General features: G+C 44.9%; 16 protein-coding genes. 12 read left to right on the forward strand and 4 right to left on the reverse strand.

Annotation, left to right across the window (positions count from 1 at the left end):
* The first annotated feature begins 6 nt into the window (after positions 1 to 6).
* From rsxG to KI743_RS17450, 5 genes are all read left to right on the forward strand, one after another.
* Positions 7 to 636: an electron transport complex subunit RsxG gene (gene rsxG, locus KI743_RS17430; protein ID WP_285467450.1), complete on the forward strand. Its 630-nt coding sequence runs from the start codon at positions 7 to 9 to the stop codon at positions 634 to 636.
* Positions 636 to 1,328 (forward strand): electron transport complex subunit E, encoded by a 693-nt coding sequence (locus tag KI743_RS17435; protein ID WP_150869004.1) that lies wholly within the window; start codon positions 636 to 638, stop codon positions 1,326 to 1,328. Before rsxG ends, KI743_RS17435 begins: the two co-directional genes overlap by 1 nt.
* Before the next feature lie 130 nt (positions 1,329 to 1,458).
* Positions 1,459 to 2,094, forward strand: coding sequence for an endonuclease III (gene nth / locus KI743_RS17440; protein ID WP_032551991.1), 636 nt, complete (start codon positions 1,459 to 1,461; stop codon positions 2,092 to 2,094).
* A gap of 48 nt (positions 2,095 to 2,142) precedes the next feature.
* Positions 2,143 to 2,559: a lactoylglutathione lyase gene (gene gloA, locus KI743_RS17445; protein ID WP_150893931.1), complete on the forward strand. Its 417-nt coding sequence runs from the start codon at positions 2,143 to 2,145 to the stop codon at positions 2,557 to 2,559.
* 197 nt (positions 2,560 to 2,756) lie between these two features.
* A complete protein-coding gene (locus KI743_RS17450) occupies positions 2,757 to 3,191 on the forward strand; it encodes a DUF2753 domain-containing protein (RefSeq protein ID WP_150893929.1) in 435 nt (144 codons plus the stop codon).
* Positions 3,192 to 3,277: 86 nt separating this feature from the next.
* On the opposite strand, the gene KI743_RS17455 is transcribed toward KI743_RS17450, so the two are convergent.
* Positions 3,278 to 4,159: an OmpA family protein gene (locus KI743_RS17455; RefSeq protein WP_032551988.1), complete on the reverse strand. Its 882-nt coding sequence runs from the start codon at positions 4,157 to 4,159 to the stop codon at positions 3,278 to 3,280.
* Positions 4,160 to 4,347: 188 nt separating this feature from the next.
* Here KI743_RS17455 and rnt point away from each other — a divergent pair, with 188 nt between their 5' ends.
* From rnt to KI743_RS17475, 4 genes are all read left to right on the forward strand, one after another.
* Complete coding sequence (rnt, locus tag KI743_RS17460) at positions 4,348 to 4,992, forward strand: ribonuclease T (RefSeq protein WP_032551987.1); 645 nt, start codon at positions 4,348 to 4,350, stop codon at positions 4,990 to 4,992.
* A 73-nt stretch (positions 4,993 to 5,065) separates the two neighbouring features.
* On the forward strand, positions 5,066 to 6,391 hold the full coding sequence (locus KI743_RS17465; protein ID WP_032551986.1) for a Na+/H+ antiporter family protein: 1,326 nt from the start codon (positions 5,066 to 5,068) through the stop codon (positions 6,389 to 6,391).
* Between the two features lie 301 nt (positions 6,392 to 6,692).
* A complete protein-coding gene (locus KI743_RS17470) occupies positions 6,693 to 8,039 on the forward strand; it encodes a response regulator (RefSeq protein ID WP_285467456.1) in 1,347 nt (448 codons plus the stop codon).
* A gap of 38 nt (positions 8,040 to 8,077) precedes the next feature.
* Positions 8,078 to 12,607 (forward strand): transporter substrate-binding domain-containing protein, encoded by a 4,530-nt coding sequence (locus KI743_RS17475; protein WP_285467458.1) that lies wholly within the window; start codon positions 8,078 to 8,080, stop codon positions 12,605 to 12,607.
* A gap of 74 nt (positions 12,608 to 12,681) precedes the next feature.
* Here the strand turns inward: KI743_RS17475 and KI743_RS17480 are convergent, their stop codons facing one another.
* Positions 12,682 to 13,308, reverse strand: coding sequence for a DsbA family protein (locus tag KI743_RS17480; protein WP_152469059.1), 627 nt, complete (start codon positions 13,306 to 13,308; stop codon positions 12,682 to 12,684).
* Positions 13,309 to 13,383: 75 nt separating this feature from the next.
* A complete protein-coding gene (locus KI743_RS17485; protein ID WP_032551983.1) occupies positions 13,384 to 13,719 on the reverse strand; it encodes a Grx4 family monothiol glutaredoxin in 336 nt (111 codons plus the stop codon).
* Positions 13,720 to 13,987: 268 nt separating this feature from the next.
* On the opposite strand from KI743_RS17485, the gene sodB reads away from it, so the two are divergent.
* The 3 genes from sodB to KI743_RS17500 all read left to right on the forward strand — a co-directional run bounded on the left by sodB (position 13,988) and on the right by KI743_RS17500 (position 16,104).
* Entirely contained in the window at positions 13,988 to 14,572 is a 585-nt protein-coding gene (sodB, locus tag KI743_RS17490; RefSeq protein ID WP_032551982.1) for a superoxide dismutase [Fe], read from the forward strand.
* Between the two features lie 168 nt (positions 14,573 to 14,740).
* Positions 14,741 to 15,244 (forward strand): VC2046/SO_2500 family protein, encoded by a 504-nt coding sequence (locus KI743_RS17495; protein WP_285467461.1) that lies wholly within the window; start codon positions 14,741 to 14,743, stop codon positions 15,242 to 15,244.
* 176 nt (positions 15,245 to 15,420) lie between these two features.
* Complete coding sequence (locus KI743_RS17500) at positions 15,421 to 16,104, forward strand: SDR family oxidoreductase (RefSeq protein WP_152469061.1); 684 nt, start codon at positions 15,421 to 15,423, stop codon at positions 16,102 to 16,104.
* A 128-nt stretch (positions 16,105 to 16,232) separates the two neighbouring features.
* Here KI743_RS17500 and adhE read toward each other — a convergent pair whose 3' ends face one another.
* Positions 16,233 to 18,938 (reverse strand): bifunctional acetaldehyde-CoA/alcohol dehydrogenase, encoded by a 2,706-nt coding sequence (adhE, locus tag KI743_RS17505; RefSeq protein WP_032551979.1) that lies wholly within the window; start codon positions 18,936 to 18,938, stop codon positions 16,233 to 16,235.
* Between the last annotated feature and the right edge of the window lie 199 nt (positions 18,939 to 19,137).

Genomic DNA, 19,137 nt, shown 5'->3' on the forward strand with positions numbered 1-19,137 from the left:
CAGACAATGCTAAATGCGATTAGAAAAAATGGTCTAACCCTTGCGATTTTTGCCTGTGCATCGACTGGTTTAGTTGCTGTGACTCACTACCTGACCAAAGATCAGATCAAGCTACAAGAACAAGCTCAGCTGCTGTCGGTTTTGAATCAAGTGATTCCTCACGAGAAGCACGATAATGAGCTTTTTTCATCCTGTACCTTGGTTGAATCTGAAGCACTTGGCAGTAAACAAGCCATGCCAGCGTACATAGCAACCATCAATGATGAACCGAGCGCAATTGCGATTGAAGCGATTGCACCTGATGGCTACAACGGCGCGATTAAGGTGATCGTTGGTCTTGATATCAACGGTACTGTATTGGGTACTCGTGTGCTTTCACACCAAGAGACACCTGGGCTTGGGGATAAGATCGACCTACGCGTCACCGACTGGATCACTTCATTTACTGGCAAGCAAGTCACTGAAGCGAACCAAGATAAATGGAAAGTGCGTAAAGATGGTGGTGACTTTGACCAATTTACTGGTGCGACTATCACACCAAGAGCTGTTGTCAAAGCGGTCAAAAATGCCGTCGTTTTCGTTAATGAAAACCAACAAACACTGTTATCTCAGCCTAAAAACTGCGGAGGAGCGTAATGAGTGAACATAAAACACTAATCAAAAATGGTATGTGGGCAAACAACCCTGCCCTTGTACAACTGCTTGGCCTTTGTCCATTACTAGCGGTGTCGTCGACTGTGACTAACGCGCTAGGCTTGGGCATTGCAACACTGTTAGTTCTAGTTGGCTCGAATGTTTGCGTATCTCTGGTTCGTAACCATGTTCCAAAAGAAGTACGTATTCCCGTATTTGTCATGATCATCGCGTCGTTAGTAACTTGCGTTCAACTATTGATGAATGCTTACGCTTACGGCCTATATCTGTCTCTAGGTATCTTTATTCCGCTTATCGTAACCAACTGTATTATTATTGGTCGCGCAGAGGCATTCGCTTCTAAAAACACCGTACTACCAGCAGCACAAGACGGCTTCTGGATGGGTATGGGCATGACTGCCGTTCTTGTTGTACTGGGCGCTATGCGCGAGGTCATTGGTAATGGCACTCTGTTTGACGGTGCGGATCTGTTACTTGGCGATTGGGCAGCCGCACTACGAATTGAAATATTCCAATTCGATAATAGCTTCCTACTGGCACTGCTACCGCCGGGCGCGTTTATTGGCGTTGGCTTCTTGATTGCATTGAAAAACCTCATCGACCATCAAGCGAAAGCAAGACAGCCTAAACAAGAAAAACCAACCATCGAACGTGCTCGTGTTACTAACGCGTAGTTCAAACTATTCAAAGGGGCTAATTTAGCCCCTTTTGCAAATATAAATAGAGACACTCATAAGAGTGCAAATATGAGCAAGCTTGACGCTTAAGCGACTCCAAGCTTTAAAACTGGAAAGTAATGTCACTATGAATAATGTCAAACGCGTTCAGATCTTAGAGCGTTTAAGGGAGAACAACCCGAATCCTCAAACCGAACTTAACTGGAGTTCGCCGTTTGAGCTGTTAATCGCTGTTTTACTATCAGCCCAAGCGACTGATGTCAGTGTGAACAAGGCAACCGACAAGCTTTATCCTGTCGCCAACACACCTCAAGCCATCTACGACCTAGGTGTCGAGGGGCTAAAAGAGTACATCAAGACGATCGGCCTGTTTAACTCTAAAGCCGAGAACACTATCAAGACCTGTCGCATGTTGCTCGACCTGCACAACGGCGAAGTTCCTGAAGACCGTGCCGCTCTTGAAGCCTTACCTGGTGTTGGCCGAAAAACAGCAAATGTGGTGCTCAACACTGCATTTGGCTGGCCAACCATTGCCGTCGATACTCACATTTATCGCGTATCGAATCGTAGTAAGTTCGCAATGGGTAAAACTGTTGATGACGTTGAGCAAAAACTGCTTAAAGTCGTACCAAAGGAGTTCAAGCTAGATGTACACCACTGGCTGATTCTGCACGGCCGCTATACTTGTGTGGCGCGCAAGCCACGCTGTGGTAGCTGCATTATTGAAGACTTATGCGAATTCAAAGAGAAGACCGAAGTCTAACCAATTATCGGTTTTCTATAAAAACATCTAAGCTAGGAGCAAAACACTATGTCAAATGGCCGTATTTTACACACCATGCTGCGCGTTGGTGATCTTGACCGTTCAATCGAGTTCTACACAAACGTTATGGGTATGAATGTACTTCGTCGTAACGAAAACAAAGAGTACGAATACACATTAGTATTCGTGGGCTATGGCGATGAGTCACAGGGCTCTGTAATCGAGCTGACTTACAACTGGGGTACGTCTGAGTACGACCTTGGTAACGCATTTGGTCACGTAGCGATTGGCGTTGACGACATCTACAGCACTTGTGACGCTATCAAAGCGGCAGGCGGCAACGTTACTCGTGAACCAGGCCCTGTGAAAGGCGGTTCAACTCACATTGCATTCGTTAAAGACCCTGACGGCTACATGATTGAGCTGATTCAAAACAAACAAGCAAGTGCAGGTCTAGAAGGTTAATTCCTTATCTAAACTTCACTGAATAGCAAGATTCTGTAAGACATAAAGCGAGCATGGTGCTCGCTTTTTATTTGCCTCTATTTTGTAGCAGCGCGTCTCAGAAAACACTATATCTTGCCGAATTCTCAATCATTAGACTTTACATGATAATGATTATCGTTTAGATTGATGCCAGTTTTAATTAGGGAGCTATCATCATGATAAACGAATGGGAAAAACACACATTACTTGCCGATACTGCACTGCAACTCGACGATCCTATTCGAAGCATCCTTCATTATCAGCAAGCTCTGACTCTCAGTGAAAAGATCACTGAACGCACTGATATTGAAGCTGACGAGCGACTATTAATTTCAGTTATCTCTTGCCACAACTTAGCGCAATTTTGGCGTTGGGCGGGCGATACTGATTATGAATTGAAGTATCTTCAACTGGCTTCTGAAAAAGTGTTAACCCTTATTCCTCAGTGCCCTAACACGCAATGCTCAAGCTTCATCGATTCTATTGGCTGCTGCAAAAAGGCATTGATTGACTTCATGAAACGTCACCCGAACCCACAGATAGCGTCCATGGTTGAAAAGATCGATACCGCAACCAATTGTGAAATCATTGCTAAGTTCCGTCTGAATTAGTTCCTGCCCGGAAACAAAAAATGCCAGTCTCAACAGACTGGCATTTTTTATCGGTTAACTTATTAAAGCGGCAAGAACCGTAAAATCTAGACCTGAGTTCGTCCAAGCGAAATCACCACGCGTCGGTTCTTATCTTTGCCAATTGGAGACGCATTATCAGCAATTGGGCGGCGCTTACCATAACCCTGCACCTGAATTCGCTCTTCGGAAAGACCAAGCGATTTAAAGTACTCACGTAAAGACTCTGCTCGACGCTCCGATAAGTTTTGGCTAACACCTTTGCTGTCCGCCGAATCGGTATAGGTCGCCACCAGCACAAGGTCAATATCTTGGTTATAACGAATGTATTCGGCAATCTGACTCAAGCGCTTTTGCGATGCCTTACTCAACTGGTCACTGTTTCGATCGTAGTGCAGAATCGTAAATGAGATATCTTCAAAGCTGTAAGGCAGTAGATTCGAAATACAGTCACTGAACACATTATATTTCTGTTGGAACAATACCGAAGAGAGTGCCACTTCAATTCGTTGGTCTCGGCTTTGCCACTCTTGGTAGCTAAACGTTGGGTAACGCCCTTTCTCTAACTCACTCAAGATACCCCAAGCAGTTTGACCACCAACATAGCCGTCAAATTGTTGGAAAAACTTAATCGTTGTCATTCGATCAGCACTCTCACCTGGACGCCACGGAGGCGGCATAGAGATCAAACTGACATTGCGTGTTGCCCCCATTGGACGGCGCATTTTCAGTTCAAAGTCTAATATGATCTTTTTGCTGGCACGGGATGAAAACTCCGCATCACCAAAGTTTGGAATTGGGTGAACCAATCGACATTCCAATGGGGTATTTGCCACCATTTCCCAAGTCGACTGTTGAGGAGATGCCCCATATCGCTTCTCTTGCGCAAGCGCCGTCGACGACATCAGTAACGAAAACAGAATTGAACCTGTAATTAGTCGTTTATTCATAAGGGGGAATATCTCTTAAGCAATTCGTTTAACAATGCAGCCAATTGCCGCATATTCTCTCTGAACAGATTAATGCAAATATCGCGCCGAGTGTGGGTGGCTAATTTATGAATTAATCACTTTCTGGAGTTTTTATCACTGCTATTATCTGCAATAATGCAGCCTCAATCACACTTATTTGGGCTAACATGACTGTAGAAAACGAAGCTCTGACCCTAAAAAAACGTTTCCGTGGCTATTTTCCAGTAGTCATTGACGTGGAAACCGCAGGGTTCAACGCGAAAACCGATGCATTATTAGAAATCTGTGCCATTACCCTAAAAATGGATGAAAACGGAGATCTCCATCCAGCATCGACGCTTCATTTTCATATCGAGCCCTTTGAAGGTGCCAACATCGAGCAAGAAGCCTTAGATTTCAACGGCATCAAAGACCCTTTCAGTCCATTACGTGGTGCGGTCTCTGAGCAAGAAGCCCTCAAAGAGATCTACAAACTTGTGAGAAAAGAACAAAAAGCTTCCAACTGCAGCCGCGCCATTATGGTGGCACACAACGCAACATTCGACTTAAACTTCGTCAATGCTGCTAGTGAGCGTTGTAAGCTTAAACGCGTCCCTTTCCATCCTTTTGCAACTTTTGACACTGCTGCCTTAAGTGGACTTGCCTACGGCCAAACCGTTCTGGCTAAAGCTTGCCGTACTGCAGGGATGGAATTCGACAACAAAGAAGCACACTCTGCTTTGTATGATACCCAGAAAACAGCTGAACTGTTTTGCGGTATTGTCAACAAATGGAAAGCGCTTGGCGGCTGGCCACTTGTTGAACCAGAATAAAAATAAAATCGACACACGTCTTTTCGTAATGTCATTAATTAAAAATAGTTAAACACAACACTCCGAGAAAATTATGAACCCTGTTGTTATATCAGTTTGCATCATGCTAGTTCTAGCCTTGATGCGTGTTAACGTTGTCGTTGCTCTCACGTTCAGTGCGATCATCGGTGGCGTTGTGTCGGGCATGACTCTTAACGATGCCGTTGCTGCTTTTGAAAGTGGCTTAGGTGGCGGCGCGACTATCGCTCTAAGCTACGCAATGTTAGGGACATTTGCTGTTGCTATCTCACGCTCAGGTATTACTGACCTGCTTGCTCAAAGCGTTATCAAGCGCATTCACGGCAAAGAGAACAGCACAGCTTCGACTGGTTTGAAATACGGCATTCTTGCATCACTTATTCTTGTAACGATGTCTTCTCAAAACGTTATCCCTGTGCATATCGCCTTCATCCCAATTTTGATTCCACCTCTACTAGGCGTGTTTGCAAAAATGAACCTCGATCGTCGTTTGATCGCGTGTGTTCTGACTTTCGGTCTGATCACACCTTATATGGTTCTTCCAATCGGTTTCGGTGGTATCTTCCTAAACAACATCCTGCTAAAGAACCTTCATGACAACGGCCTAGAAAATGTTGTTGCGAGCCAAGTTCCTGTCGCGATGCTACTACCAGCAGCAGGTATGATCTTTGGTCTACTGACTGCAGTGTTCTTTACTTACCGCAAACCTCGTCAATACAAAGAAACTGAACTTACAACGGTTTCTACAGAGACTAAGCAAATCAACAAGAAACACATCATTGTTGCAGCAGTGGGTATTGTAGCAGCACTGACTGTACAACTTTCTACTGGCTCTATGATCATTGGTGCTTTGGCTGGCTTCATGGTGTTTACGTTTGGTGGCGTGATTGCATGGAAAGAGACACAAGATGTGTTCACGAAAGGCGTTCACATGATGGCGATGATCGGCTTCATCATGATCGCAGCAGCAGGTTTTGCAGCGGTGATGAAACAAACTGGTGGCGTTGAGTCTCTGGTTGAAGCGCTATCAACATCAATCGGCGACAACAAGCCTCTTGCTGCACTCCTAATGCTGGTTGTAGGCCTACTGGTAACCATGGGTATCGGTTCTTCGTTCTCTACGATTCCAATTCTTGCGACGATTTACGTTCCGCTAGCGGCAGCATTTGGTTTCTCTCCAATGGCGACTATCGCACTAGTGGGTACTGCTGCAGCATTGGGTGACGCAGGTTCTCCAGCGTCTGACTCTACGTTGGGTCCAACATCTGGCCTTAACGCAGATGGTCAACACGAGCACGTATGGGAAACGGTAGTACCAACTTTCCTACACTACAACCTTCCACTGATTGCATTCGGTTGGATTGCTGCAATGGTTCTTTAGCCCATAGCTAAGAAGCTAAGAAGCTAAGAAGCTAAGAAGCTAAGAAGCTAAGAGCGAAACGCATACCGTTTAAAAGCCGCCTATCATTAGGCGGCTTTTTATTACCTTTTACATACCCTCCCCCTTATTACGTACGTGATGCCCTTTCTAAAAGCACTCTGTTTTTATGCACCAGGTGGCATTTTATAACATGCCCTTCTACACTTAAGTGTCTAATAAATAAGCTGTGCAATCCTAGATAAATAATTCGATATACAGATAGATATGTACGGTAAAGGCTCAAACGTCATAAGGCTAATATATGGATATACTTGCCCAATCACGCTACCTGATCATTGATGACAGTAGCGTAATTCAGAGTGCGACCAGAGCGCTTCTTATCAAGCTTGGTGTACCTAACAACAACGTTATCAGTGCGTCCAATGCTCAAAATGCTATTGAGGCGTGTCGAGCACACCGTTTTGATATTCTATTGGTCGACCACGACCTTGGTGCTGGCAGTAATGGCTTACAACTATTGGAGTACTTACAGCAAAAAGAGCTGATCAAGCCACAAACTCTGGTTTTCATTGTGACCGGTAATGACAGTCAAGATATCTTCTTTGGTTACGCAAACTTCGAACCCGATGGATATTTAATCAAACCGATACGTGCAGACGATATCATCAAACGTGTCACGTCAGGACTCTCCAGACAACACTACTTTTCAACACTCGAGCAAACTTACGTTAAAAGTGGTCTCAATGCCGTGAAGCCTCTCTTCGCCAAAGCACCGGATCCTTCAGCTTTGAAAGATGCCATTGTCTATATGGCGAAAGTCCTTATCAAAAACCAAAAACTCGACGAAGCGCAAGCCATGCTCAACGGCTTGTTACAGCTGCACGATTACCTTCCAGCCAAGACAAAGCTCGTTGAAATCCTGATAGCTAAGCAACAATATCATGACGCGCTAACTCAACTCGATGCCTTGATCACGGCCAACCCGCGCAGTCTCAAATTGCAACAGCTTAAAGTAAAAGTGTGCTTAAACACCAATAAGCTCGAGATGGCTGACAGCATGATTGATCATGTGTTATCGGTGAATAGCAGCAATATCGAACTCACCAATACCATGGTGTGGCTGCAACTTCTCAACCGCGATTTTGATAAGGCTACTCAACATTTAAAGTCTTTAGCGCAGCTTCTACCTCACTCGATCTGGGATTCATCAGGAAAACGAGCTCTGATCTTATGGTTTGACTCTTCAAAACTGACAGAGAAGGAGCTGCAATTGTGGCGACCGGAAGCGGCATGGCAGAGACTTTCTCATGCAGAAAAGAGCTATGCACTCAGCAAACCACTACTCAAGTTGTGTCGCACCATACAGCTTATCCAACTCAATCAACCCGACTCGGCACTGCAACATATCGAAAACACATCCACCAATGAGTTTTCTGAAAATGATATCGAGGCATTTTTCTTACTGGCGGTGTGTTATCAAGCATTAGGAGCACATGACAAAGTTGAACAACTCAAGCGCCATTTAGATAGCCTACTTCAATCAGACAGCAGTGGTTTGGCGCATTTACAACAAATGGCATTACAACAAGCAGACAACTTTGCTCTACCACCACTTGTTAAAGCTGTGCCAGCCGCAGCTAACTGTTAGTTCCTTTACAAATAAACCGCTAATGACAGGATGTCTTTATGCATGACGATTGTGTTCAAAACCTAGTTAAACGCTTCTTACTGCCCTTTATCTGGCTATGTTTAGTGGCGCAGCCGCTCTATGTCCATGCCGAGGTTCAAGTTCAAGCACAGTCAAACCACGCATTGAGTTCAAGCACTATAAGCTCATCGAACAAGCCTGTTCTAAGAGTTGGCCTCCCCTCTTACGACATGGTGCCGTATAGCTATCAACATAAGACTCCTAGCGGTAGCAGCGTTACCGAAGGGTTATTGATAACCATGCTAGATCAAACGTCGATTAAGGCTGGCTTTGAATATGATCTCACGCTCTATCCTACTTTCAGTGCAGTACTAGACGCCTTTAGACAAGGTGAACTCGATTTGTTGGTTGGGGTTTCAGCGACCAAAGAGCGCCAAGATTATATGACGTTCAGTGAACCGATGTTTTCAATTCGTCGAGCGGTAATCACCCAACAACAAAGCATTAACCAACTGAGTGATCTCGCTACAGCCAACCTTGCGCTTGAAGAAGGATTTGCATTGAATGACTTGCTCCCTAGTTTGCTACCTGACAGTCGGATAACTAAATTAACAAGTACTCAAGATGCATTCCTCGCCATCAAAGAAAACCAAGTTGATGCTTATATCGGTGATGCGCTCGCTCTATCAGCCCTGTTGAGAGAGCAGCCCCAAGAGTCGCTGATGCTTTCATTATTGCCCGATTTACCCGCGGACCATCTCCATTTTGCCGTGAAGAAAGGCAAACATAGGCTATTGAGTCGAATTAATTTCGCCTTAGAAGACATCAAGCAAGATTCACTTACTTCCATATACAATCAATGGCTTGCGCCTTCTCAACACTCAATGCTTTTAAATTATGGGACGCTCAACCTTACTTTGGAAGAGCAAGAGTGGTTGGAAAGAAACCCGACAATTCCTGTTGGCGTTCACGGACATTGGTACCCTTATGACTTCATCAATGATCAGAAGCAACACGATGGTCTATCTGCTGATGTACTTAAGCTGATTGGTAACGTCCTGGGCGTCTCATTTGAGACTAAGACCTACATCACCACTGAAGCGGCAGAAGTTGCATTTAATCGTGGTGAAACCATGTTATTGACCAACATGACGCCAACCTCGGAAAAGGCGAGATATATGGATTTTACTCAGGCCTACAGTTACGAGCCTTGGGTAATACTCAGTCGAGCGGATCGCTTTGGTAGCTTCACACCAAGCCGTTCCGAGAGTATCGGAATCATTGAGAATAGTGGTGGAGCAACCGTACTCCCTTCGCTCTGCCTAGCCTGTCAGGGACAAACCTATATCAATCATATCAGTGCTTTTCAAGCGTTACAAAAAGAAGAAATTGAATATGTATTGGCTTCTTTGCATCATGCCGCCCCCCTTCTCCATCAAGACTACTTAGGGCAGTTTAAAATCACAGGAACCATTACCGAACAAAACAATGCTCAGTTGGCAATGGCCGTTAACTTCCGCCACCCTATGCTACTCAGCATCCTCAACAAAACGATTAACGCTCTGCCTCCAAAGGAGCTCGAGCGTCTGGAAAGCAAATGGTTAACGTATGAATATCAAGAAGGTTTATCGCCTCGCGAAGTCGCTAAATGGTCAGCCATCATTGGCTTAACCATAGGTTTGATCATCTTAGCGATCGTCTTTTGGAACCGAAAGATGGCGGCTGAAATCAAACAAAGAAAGATTGCAGAAGAGCGCGCTAGAGCCGCCGAAACCCACTTGCAAACCTTGGCCGATAACATTGATGGTGTGGTGTTAAAGCACACTCAAGTCGACATAAACCAACCCTTAAGCGTTCAATTTAGCTTCGTCAGTGCCGGTGTGAACGACATGTTTGGTCTAACAGCACAAACCGTTCAAGACACGCCACAGAGGCTATTTCAACTGTTTTCTGCTCAAGGAATACGCGAGTTAGAGACCATTATTGTCCAGGCCTTGCCTACGGGGCATTGGGAGAGCGAGCAACAAGTGAAGCTCCCGTCTGGCGAAACTAAGTGGGTTAAGTTCAGCAGCCAAGTATCCCATAGCTCGGATACAACCAGCTCCAAATCGTCCGAACCAAATGATGTGGAAGCGCCGAACAAGAATCGAAGTAACCAGCAAAGCGCCATGCAGTGGAATACGGTGATTACCGATATCACCCTCCTCAAAAAACAACAACAAGCATTGGATAACGCGCGGCAGAAAGCGGAAAGTGCAACCGCGGCCAAATCCCAATTCCTCGCCACCATCAGCCATGAAGTTCGTACGCCAATCAGCGGCATTTTAGGTCTATTAGAGCTAATGCAAGAGCATCAATTGAATGAAGAGCTGCAGAGCTTGCATGGTGGATTGACTCAATCCGCTCGCAACCTTCTGCACATCGTCAATGATGTGCTCGACTATTCGAAGATTGAAGCTGGAAAACTGGAGCTCAATCCAACCGACATTGAGTTGGGGAAAGTTTTAGCACGCATTGTTCAACCACAATCCATTCACGCTCAGCAGAAAGGATTAGCGTTCCACTATTGGCAAGATCCTGCGCTCGCACAATGGCTCTATGCTGATGATATAAGGCTGCATCAAATTCTGAATAACTTCCTCAATAATGCAATTAAATTCACCGAACACGGCACGATCTCACTGCATGTTAATGTTATAGAAAGCACTCAACATCAACAAAAGATCAGCTTAACTGTATCAGATACTGGTATTGGCATTCCCAAGGATAAACAAGATGCCCTTTTCCAACCATTTGAGCAGGTTGATAAAACCACCAGCCGTCGATTCGGGGGCACTGGCCTTGGGCTTTCCATCGCCACTAAGTTAATCGAGCAGATGGAGGGAATACTGACATTAGATAGCGATGAGGGGAGAGGGAGTGATTTCACCGTGACAATATCTCTACCCATCAGTAGTCCATCAGGTGATGAAGCGAGATATCCATTGGCACTGCCCGCTTTTCTCAATGAGCAACAACAGAACCCAAGCCTTATCGCCAGCTCCTCTTCCGAGGTTTATATTGTCGGCTTCTTCTTGCAGCAAGAAGAGCTGTGTCGTTATCTCAAGCATCTTGATTTAAAGCCGAAAGTTCTGCACATCAACCAGAAAGATTTACTCCAAGAGTCGGTAGTTCAGAACAAGCCAAAACACATCTTTGTCGCCATGTCAGTCTGGCAACAACTCGCCATTACCGATGCATGGATAAAGGAACACGCCGAGACCACAAGCTTTACCATCATCAATCAAAGTCCAATGCTCTCTCCAGAGCCACTCGGCAGTTCATGGTGCCTATCTGTCAATCCACTTCTACCCGATAACTTAGTACACGTACTCACCAAACCTGTTAGCCACGACTACATGCCATTGCAAAAAACTAACGAGGCGACTTCACGCTTCATGCAAGAGAGCCGTGAACAAGCAGAAAGAAACGGGCGATTAATACTGGTCGCAGAGGATCACCCAATCAACCAACAAGTGATCGCCAAACAACTAGCAAACATCGGAGTTCATGCCGATATCGTAGACAACGGCTTACTCGCCCTGAATGCACTTAAAGAGAAGCGTTATGGGCTGCTTTTAACCGACTGTCACATGCCAGAAATGGATGGCTATACCCTCTCAGCCAGCATTCGCCAACTTGAAGCCCAATCTGATGAAATGCATCGCGAGCTACTCAAAAAAATGCCGGGATCCGAGTTAAATGAACAAGACGTTTCGACGTTACACAGCGTGGGAGAGAGCTTTACTGCGCACCGCTTAAACAACATTAACGTTGATGATTCTCATCAGCTCAACACATTGGCTGACTATCGACTCCCTATCGTCGCACTGACTGCCAATGCCGTTCAGGGGGAGGATGAGAACTGCTACGCGCATGGCATGGACGACTTCTTAGTCAAACCTGTTTCTATCAAACAGATGATACTGACTTTAGAGAGATGGCTGCCTTCACTTAATGATATTTCAAACGAGGAGTCGAAAGAGCACCCAGAGCAAACAGCGTCTTCATCACAAGATGCCGATAACTTTTCTGCATTGTTTCAAGATATCGAGGATGGTTTCGAAACATCAAGGCCACCAATAAATGAAGATATTTCAGGCGCTGACAACACAGATGACAACACTAGCAGCGTCATAGACTTTAAGGCATTGAATGAACTATTTGGAGAAGCCGATGTGGCAATGTCACTACTCGAAGAGTTTGAAACTACCTTTATTGAAGATTGGCGGGCGATCACTCAATTGTGGGAAGAGCAGAGATTTAAGTCTCTTAAAACAACCGCTCATCGAGTGAAAGGTGCAGCTAAAATGGTCGCTTGTGACGCTCTCGCAACGCCACTTGCTGACATTGAATCTCTCGCTAGTGAACTGGCTTTGCAAACGTTAGAGGTATCTTCTGCAGAATCGAAAATGAGCGTTTATCTGCAGGAGGTTGAAGCCGTTTCTACGCAATTCCAACAGGAGCTGAATCAGATACGTCATACCCTCTCAAGGGAGCCACAATCAAAGGTTTACTCATATGAGTAAACCTTTATCGAGCTACTAAACACGTTCGCCAAACACTTTGTATTGAACTGCGCTATCTGCAAACTCTCACAAAACTAGGCGGGCGTGTTCTTTAGGATGATTTCTCTAATCGACTTAAGCGTCGCTTCAGTAGAAAGGTAGTCCAACTCGACTTCTGTGAAAATGCCATCAACTTCAAGCATTAACGTTGGGTATGAGTAAACACCCATCGCCTCTTTGAAACTCAGCTGGTCGTCTAACTCGCCTTCCAAAAGCTTACCAGACAGATCATTTTCAAATTGCTGCACATTCATTCCAAGCTCTTTGGCTAACTGGAGATGAGTTTCAACACTATGTGGCAACATCGCGCGTAGATAATAAGCATGTTGAATCGCTTCTAACATCTCTTCATAGTGGTCCTGGAATCCAGCAGCAATAACAGCACGGCAAGCAGGGTAAGTACTGCGTACTGGTTTGCACTCAGTCCAAAATTCGTGGTTAAACTCAGTACCAAGTTTTGCTTCAATCTGTTTCCAAATCGCTTGCAGCTTTTGCTTCATCTCATCTGACATAGGCTCATCAGAATCAGGCGCAAGGCCACCAACCACGTAGTTAAACTCGATGCTTGCAGGCAACTGCTGCTTAAGAAGTTTTAATGTCGGCTTGTATCCCCAACACCAACTGCACATTGGATCGTGGACATAGTGAAGTTTTACATTCATTGCATTTCCCTTATACCAATAAAAAAGGAGCCCAACGGCCCCTTTTCTCATTGAGTGTCGCTAAAAGCTCAGCTCTTATGCTTCGTCGCCAGCAACTTTCGCTGCAGCTTCTTTGATAAGAGGCTGAAGTTCGCCTTTTTGGAACATCTCAAGAATGATGTCACAGCCACCGATCAGCTCACCTTCAACCCAAAGTTGTGGGAATGTTGGCCACTGTGCGTAAGCTGGTAGCTCAGCACGAATGTCAGGGTTTTGTAGAATGTCCACGTAAGCAAACTTTTCACCACATGCCATTAGCGCTTGAGATGCTTGAGAAGAAAAACCACAGCTTGGTAGTTTAGGAGAACCTTTCATGTAAAGTAGAATGGCATTTTCTTCAATTTGCTGTTTGATTTTATCGATAGTTTCCATTGCTTCCTCGTTAATGGATTACGGCTATATTGCGTTTATTCTACCCCAAACCCCAAGAATAAAAACCATATAAAAAAAATGGTTAAAGAGTTAGAGTAAGATTTAATAGAAAATCACACAAATGTGCTTTTAATAAAGTAAAAACTTGCTAAACTATATCGCAAGTCAGCAAATTGACCGTAGCCTGCAAAAAGTAAGCTATGAATAATAAATAACACTGGAAGCAATCGAAAGAGGTAACTCTTTCATATCAATGGAGAATTGAGCAATGGCATTTGAACTACCAGCTCTACCTTACGCGAAAGACGCACTAGAACCACACATCTCTGCAGAGACTCTAGATTTCCACCACGGTAAGCACCACAACACTTACGTTGTTAAGCTAAACGGTCTTATCCCTGGTACTGAGTTCGAAGGTAAAACACTAGAAGAGATCATCAAGACTTCTACTGGTGGCGTATTCAACAACGCAGCTCAAATCTGGAACCACACTTTCTACTGGCACTGTCTAGCTCCTAAAGCTGGCGGCGAACCAACAGGTGCAGTTGCAGACGCAATCAACGCTTCATTTGGCTCTTTCGAAGAGTTCAAAGCAAAATTCACTGATTCAGCAATCAACAACTTCGGTTCTTCTTGGACTTGGCTTGTTAAGAATGCTGACGGTTCTCTAGAGATCGTTAACACATCTAACGCAGCGACTCCTCTAACAGAAGAAGGTGTTACTCCACTTCTAACTGTTGACCTATGGGAACACGCTTACTACATCGATTTCCGTAACGTACGTCCAGACTACATGAACGCTTTCTGGGCTCTAGTTAACTGGGAATTCGTTGCAGCGAACCTAGCTAAATAATTAGCACTTAGCTGATTCTGATAAAAGCTCACGCATGCGTGGGCTTTTTTGTTTTTGACACTTCTCCTCTCCTCCTGATTAAAATAAAACCAATCAATTACTTAATCGATTTAAACACTAAAGTTTGAACCAAGCTTGCCGTTATAGGTGTATCCAAAGAGAGGCACCATGCAAGTAAACACACTCGACGGCAACGTCATTATTAACGAACTCAAGTTCGGGACTGGAATCAACAAAGCGGTTGAACAAGGTCGCCGTGCCGATTTCGCGTTGCTGCTGTCTATGTTTTCTGATGACGTTCGCGATAACACGCCTTTGGATACTTTGTCAGTCGAAGAGACAACAGAAAGTAAATTGCGCCAACAATTTGGTGTAGCAGAGCCGCAGCCTTTACGCTCGAGCCAATCTTCATATGAGATCTCAGCAAAACAGTCGCAAGGTTTTCACCAAGCCGGACTCCCTAGCGCCAAGCTGAATCATTACCTAACCCCAGAAGCATTGGCTTTCATGCCCGAAGGAACACATGACTTCCCTGAAGAGGTTTACCACAACCTTTCTACACATGAGCGCCGCAAACTTGCCAAGCAACCACCAGCCGAACTGCCACATGCAACTTTGTACAACGAGCTAACCACCGCTCAGCGTCAATTCCATATTCAGGCACAGGTTTAACCCTACAATCCATAAATAAGCGTGATAGATTTCACACCAGTACCCCCAAAGTGTGAGCTGACACTAAGTTCATATAAAGTTCTGTATTTTCGCCGCTTACTTTGAACTAATTCACACCGATCGTACATTTTTTAACCCATCCTTACCTAACCACTACTACTCATTTAGGTCTAGGAATGGAAATTAAGAGCTCTATCATATTGGTGACATCTGCAGGGTCACAACTCGGCGGAACCATCGCAAACCACTTTGTGAATCTGGGTGCGACCGTGATTCTTTGCGATATTGACAGAGCTAGCCTAGATGATACCTACCAGCTTTGTTCTCGCTATTCGACGTCGGTTTACAGCTACCCGATAGAGCGCTATGACAGTCAAACCATTCTCAAGGTTTTTGACTTCATTCAGCTCACGTTTGGCACAACTCCTGACGTACTGGTCAATAACTGGGTCAGTACCCCTATGCCAACGCTCACCGGTACACAGCCCGTTAGTTGCTTTATAGATAATCTGTCAGCGATGGCCTCAACCCTTTTCTCGTTCGGACAAGCAAGTGTCGATAGACTACGTCAAGCCAACAAACAAGGGGTGATTGTTAATGTAATATCCCACGATGACTTTAAAGACATGTCAGGCTTAGAGAGTGCTAATTCAATGATCACCGGCTTCACCCATAGTTGGGCCAAAGAACTGACCCCTTTCAACATTCGTGTTGGCGGTGTGATTCCAGCTATCCATAATGCCGATGGCAAACTCAATAAATGTCACTGGGCTCAGCTTCAAGATGAACTGACCCGAACCGCGGAATACATCATATCCAACGACTACTTTAGCGGACGAGTAGTCGCGGCCGAGGTTTAATCTTCTCTCCAATCGGTATTGGCATAATCAAAGATCAAAAAAAGCCCCAGTCTCTCGACTGGGGCTTTGTTCTTTTCCCGATTGTAGATTAACGTGCTAGCGAAAATCTATCTCAAAACTGAATCTAATTAAGCGTCAGCTTTTTCTTTTTTAGCTTTTGGCGCTTTAGCTTCTGCTGGTTTTTGGTCAGCTTTCTTAAGGATTACAGTAGTACCTTCGAAAGTTTCACCTTCAACGTAAGCTTGGCCGTGGTAAGACGCTAGTAGTACATCTTTAAGCTCAGTGATTAGTGGGTAACGTGGGTTCGCACCAGTACATTGGTCATCGAACGCTTCTACCGCTAGCTCATCAAGCTTAGCTACGAAGTCAGCTTCAGAAACACCCGCTTCTTTGATTGACTTAGGAATGTCTAGGTCGCCTTTCAGCTCGTCTAGCCATGCTAGTAGACGTTCAATCTTCTGAGCAGTACGGTCACCAGCTTGGCTTAGGCCTAGGTGGTCAGCAACTTCAGCGTAACGACGACGTGCTTGTGGACGGTCGTACTGAGAGAATGCAGTCTGCTTAGTTGGGTTATCGTTCGCGTTGTAACGTACCACGTTAGAGATTAGTAGTGCGTTCGCCAGACCGTGTGGTAGGTGGAACTCAGCACCAATCTTGTGCGCCATAGAGTGACAAACACCTAGGAATGCGTTCGCGAATGCTACACCAGCGATAGTTGCTGCGTTGTGTACTTTCTCACGAGCGATTGGGTCGTTTGCACCGTTCGCGTAGCTTGATGGTAGGTACTCTTTAAGCATCTTAAGTGCTTGTAGAGCTTGACCATCAGAGTATTCGTTAGCAAGAACAGATACGTAAGCTTCTAGAGCGTGAGTTACTGCATCGTAACCGCCGAATGCTGTTAGAGACTTAGGCATGTTCATTACTAGGTTAGCATCAACGATAGCCATGTTTGGCGTGATTTCGTAGTCAGCTAGTGGGTACTTAGCACCAGTCTTGTCGTCAGTAACAACCGCGAATGGAGTAACTTCTGAACCAGTACCTGAAGTTGTAGTGATACATACAAGCTCAGCTTTCTTACCCATTTTAGGGAACTTGTAGATACGTTTACGGATATCCATAAAGCGCATTGCTAGTTCTTCGAAGTGAGTTTCTGGGTGCTCGTACATAACCCACATGATCTTCGCAGCATCCATCGGTGAACCACCACCTAGAGCTAGGATTACGTCAGGTTGGAAGCTCTTCATTGCTTCTGCACCTTTCTCAACAACAGATAGTGTTGGATCCGCTTCTACGTCGAAGAATGTTTGAACTTCGATGCCTTGCTCTTTAAGCAGTTTAACTACTTCATCAGCGTAACCGTTGTTGAATAGGAAACGGTCAGTTACTAGGAATGCGCGTTTCTTACCTTCTAGGTCGCTCATTGCGATTGGAAGGCTACCACGACGGAAGTAGATAGACTTAGGTAGTTTGTGCCACAACATGTTTTCAGCTCGCTTAGCTACAGTTTTCTTGTTGATAAGGTGCTTAGGACCTACGTTCTCAGAGATAGAGTTACCACCCCAAGAACCACAACCAAGAGTTAGAGACGGTGCTACGTTAAAGTTGTAAAGGTCACCGATACCACCGTGAGTAGTTGGGATGTTTACAAGGATACGTGCAGTCTTCATCTTGTCACCGAAGTAACGGATGCGGTCTGCGTTAACGTCTTGGTTAGTGTAAAGACCAGATGTGTGACCGATACCACCGATTTCAACCATAGTTACCGCTTGAGCAACTGCGTCTTCGAAGTTGTCAGCACGGAATAGACCTAGAGTTGGAGATAGTTTCTCGTGAGCGAATTCGTCATCGTAAGAAACTTTACCTAGACCTTCACCAACAAGCACTTTAGTGTCTGCAGGAACTTTAACACCAGCCATTTCAGCGATTGCTGGAGCAGGTTGGCCTACGATTTTCGCGTTTAGGTTACCGTCGATTAGAAGTACTTTACGTACTTTGTCAGCGTCAGCTTTAGATAGAACGTGAGCTTTGTGAGAAGCGAAACGCTCTTTTACTTCATCGTATACTTCGCTAACTACGATAGCTGCTTGCTCAGAAGCACATACTACGCCGTTATCGAAAGTCTTAGACATAAGAATAGAAGCTACAGCACGTTTGATGTCAGCTGTTTCATCGATAACTACAGGAACGTTACCTGCACCTACACCGATTGCTGGCTTACCAGAAGAGTATGCTGCTTTAACCATGCCTGGACCACCAGTTGCAAGGATAAGTGCGATACCGTCGTGCTTCATAAGAGCGTTTGAAAGCTCAACAGATGGTTGGTCGATCCAACCGATGATGTCTTTTGGAGCACCCGCTGCTACTGCTGCGTCTAGTACAAGTTTCGCTGCATCGTTTGTAGAGTTCTTCGCACGTGGGTGTGGAGAAAAGATGATGCCGTTGCGAGTTTTAAGTGAGATAAGAGACTTAAAGATCGCAGTAGAAGTTGGGTTAGTTGTTGGTACGATACCACAGATGATACCTACAGGTTCTGCGATAGTCATTGTACCTAGGTTGTCATCTTCTTCTAAGATGCCACAAGTTTTTTCGTCTTTGTATTTGTTGTAGATGAATTCTGACGCGAAGTGGTTTTTGATTACCTTATCTTCAACAATACCCATTCCAGATTCTGCTACCGCTTGTTGAGCTAGCGGGATACGAGCATGGTTAGCTGCAAGAGAAGCTGCGCGGAAGATTGCATCTACTTTTTCTTGAGAGAAAGTTGCGAACTCTTCTTGTGCTGCTTTAACGCGTGCTACTAGAGCATCTAGCTCAGCTAAGTTAGTTACAGGCATGGTGGATCTCCTAAAATAATAAATATTAAAAACTTTTTATTAATTTCACTGTGTCATCACTCGGTTGCCAACAGCGTTCTTAGTAAATTGCTTTCGGAACTGAGTATATTATTTCAGTGTGTGAAAAAAATTGACCCAGATCAGTTACCCAAAAGGAATTAACCAATAAGTGGTAAGGCAATCGCAAAAATATCCATAA

It is taken from the genome of Vibrio sp. D420a (assembly GCF_030248625.1).
Classification (GTDB): Bacteria; Pseudomonadota; Gammaproteobacteria; order Enterobacterales; family Vibrionaceae; genus Vibrio; species Vibrio fortis_A.

What these genes read in the sequence shown, in the direction of transcription:
- rsxG (WP_285467450.1), top strand. Translation starts at nt 7, where the DNA reads ATGCTAAATGCGATTAGAAAAAATGGTCTAACCCTTGCGATTTTTGCC.
- KI743_RS17435 (WP_150869004.1), top strand. Translation starts at nt 636, where the DNA reads ATGAGTGAACATAAAACACTAATCAAAAATGGTATGTGGGCAAACAAC.
- nth (WP_032551991.1), top strand. Translation starts at nt 1,459, where the DNA reads ATGAATAATGTCAAACGCGTTCAGATCTTAGAGCGTTTAAGGGAGAAC.
- gloA (WP_150893931.1), top strand. Translation starts at nt 2,143, where the DNA reads ATGTCAAATGGCCGTATTTTACACACCATGCTGCGCGTTGGTGATCTT.
- KI743_RS17450 (WP_150893929.1), top strand. Translation starts at nt 2,757, where the DNA reads ATGATAAACGAATGGGAAAAACACACATTACTTGCCGATACTGCACTG.
- KI743_RS17455 (WP_032551988.1), bottom strand. Translation starts at nt 4,159, where the DNA reads ATGAATAAACGACTAATTACAGGTTCAATTCTGTTTTCGTTACTGATG.
- rnt (WP_032551987.1), top strand. Translation starts at nt 4,348, where the DNA reads ATGACTGTAGAAAACGAAGCTCTGACCCTAAAAAAACGTTTCCGTGGC.
- KI743_RS17465 (WP_032551986.1), top strand. Translation starts at nt 5,066, where the DNA reads ATGAACCCTGTTGTTATATCAGTTTGCATCATGCTAGTTCTAGCCTTG.
- KI743_RS17470 (WP_285467456.1), top strand. Translation starts at nt 6,693, where the DNA reads ATGGATATACTTGCCCAATCACGCTACCTGATCATTGATGACAGTAGC.
- KI743_RS17475 (WP_285467458.1), top strand. Translation starts at nt 8,078, where the DNA reads ATGCATGACGATTGTGTTCAAAACCTAGTTAAACGCTTCTTACTGCCC.
- KI743_RS17480 (WP_152469059.1), bottom strand. Translation starts at nt 13,308, where the DNA reads ATGAATGTAAAACTTCACTATGTCCACGATCCAATGTGCAGTTGGTGT.
- KI743_RS17485 (WP_032551983.1), bottom strand. Translation starts at nt 13,719, where the DNA reads ATGGAAACTATCGATAAAATCAAACAGCAAATTGAAGAAAATGCCATT.
- sodB (WP_032551982.1), top strand. Translation starts at nt 13,988, where the DNA reads ATGGCATTTGAACTACCAGCTCTACCTTACGCGAAAGACGCACTAGAA.
- KI743_RS17495 (WP_285467461.1), top strand. Translation starts at nt 14,741, where the DNA reads ATGCAAGTAAACACACTCGACGGCAACGTCATTATTAACGAACTCAAG.
- KI743_RS17500 (WP_152469061.1), top strand. Translation starts at nt 15,421, where the DNA reads ATGGAAATTAAGAGCTCTATCATATTGGTGACATCTGCAGGGTCACAA.
- adhE (WP_032551979.1), bottom strand. Translation starts at nt 18,938, where the DNA reads ATGCCTGTAACTAACTTAGCTGAGCTAGATGCTCTAGTAGCACGCGTT.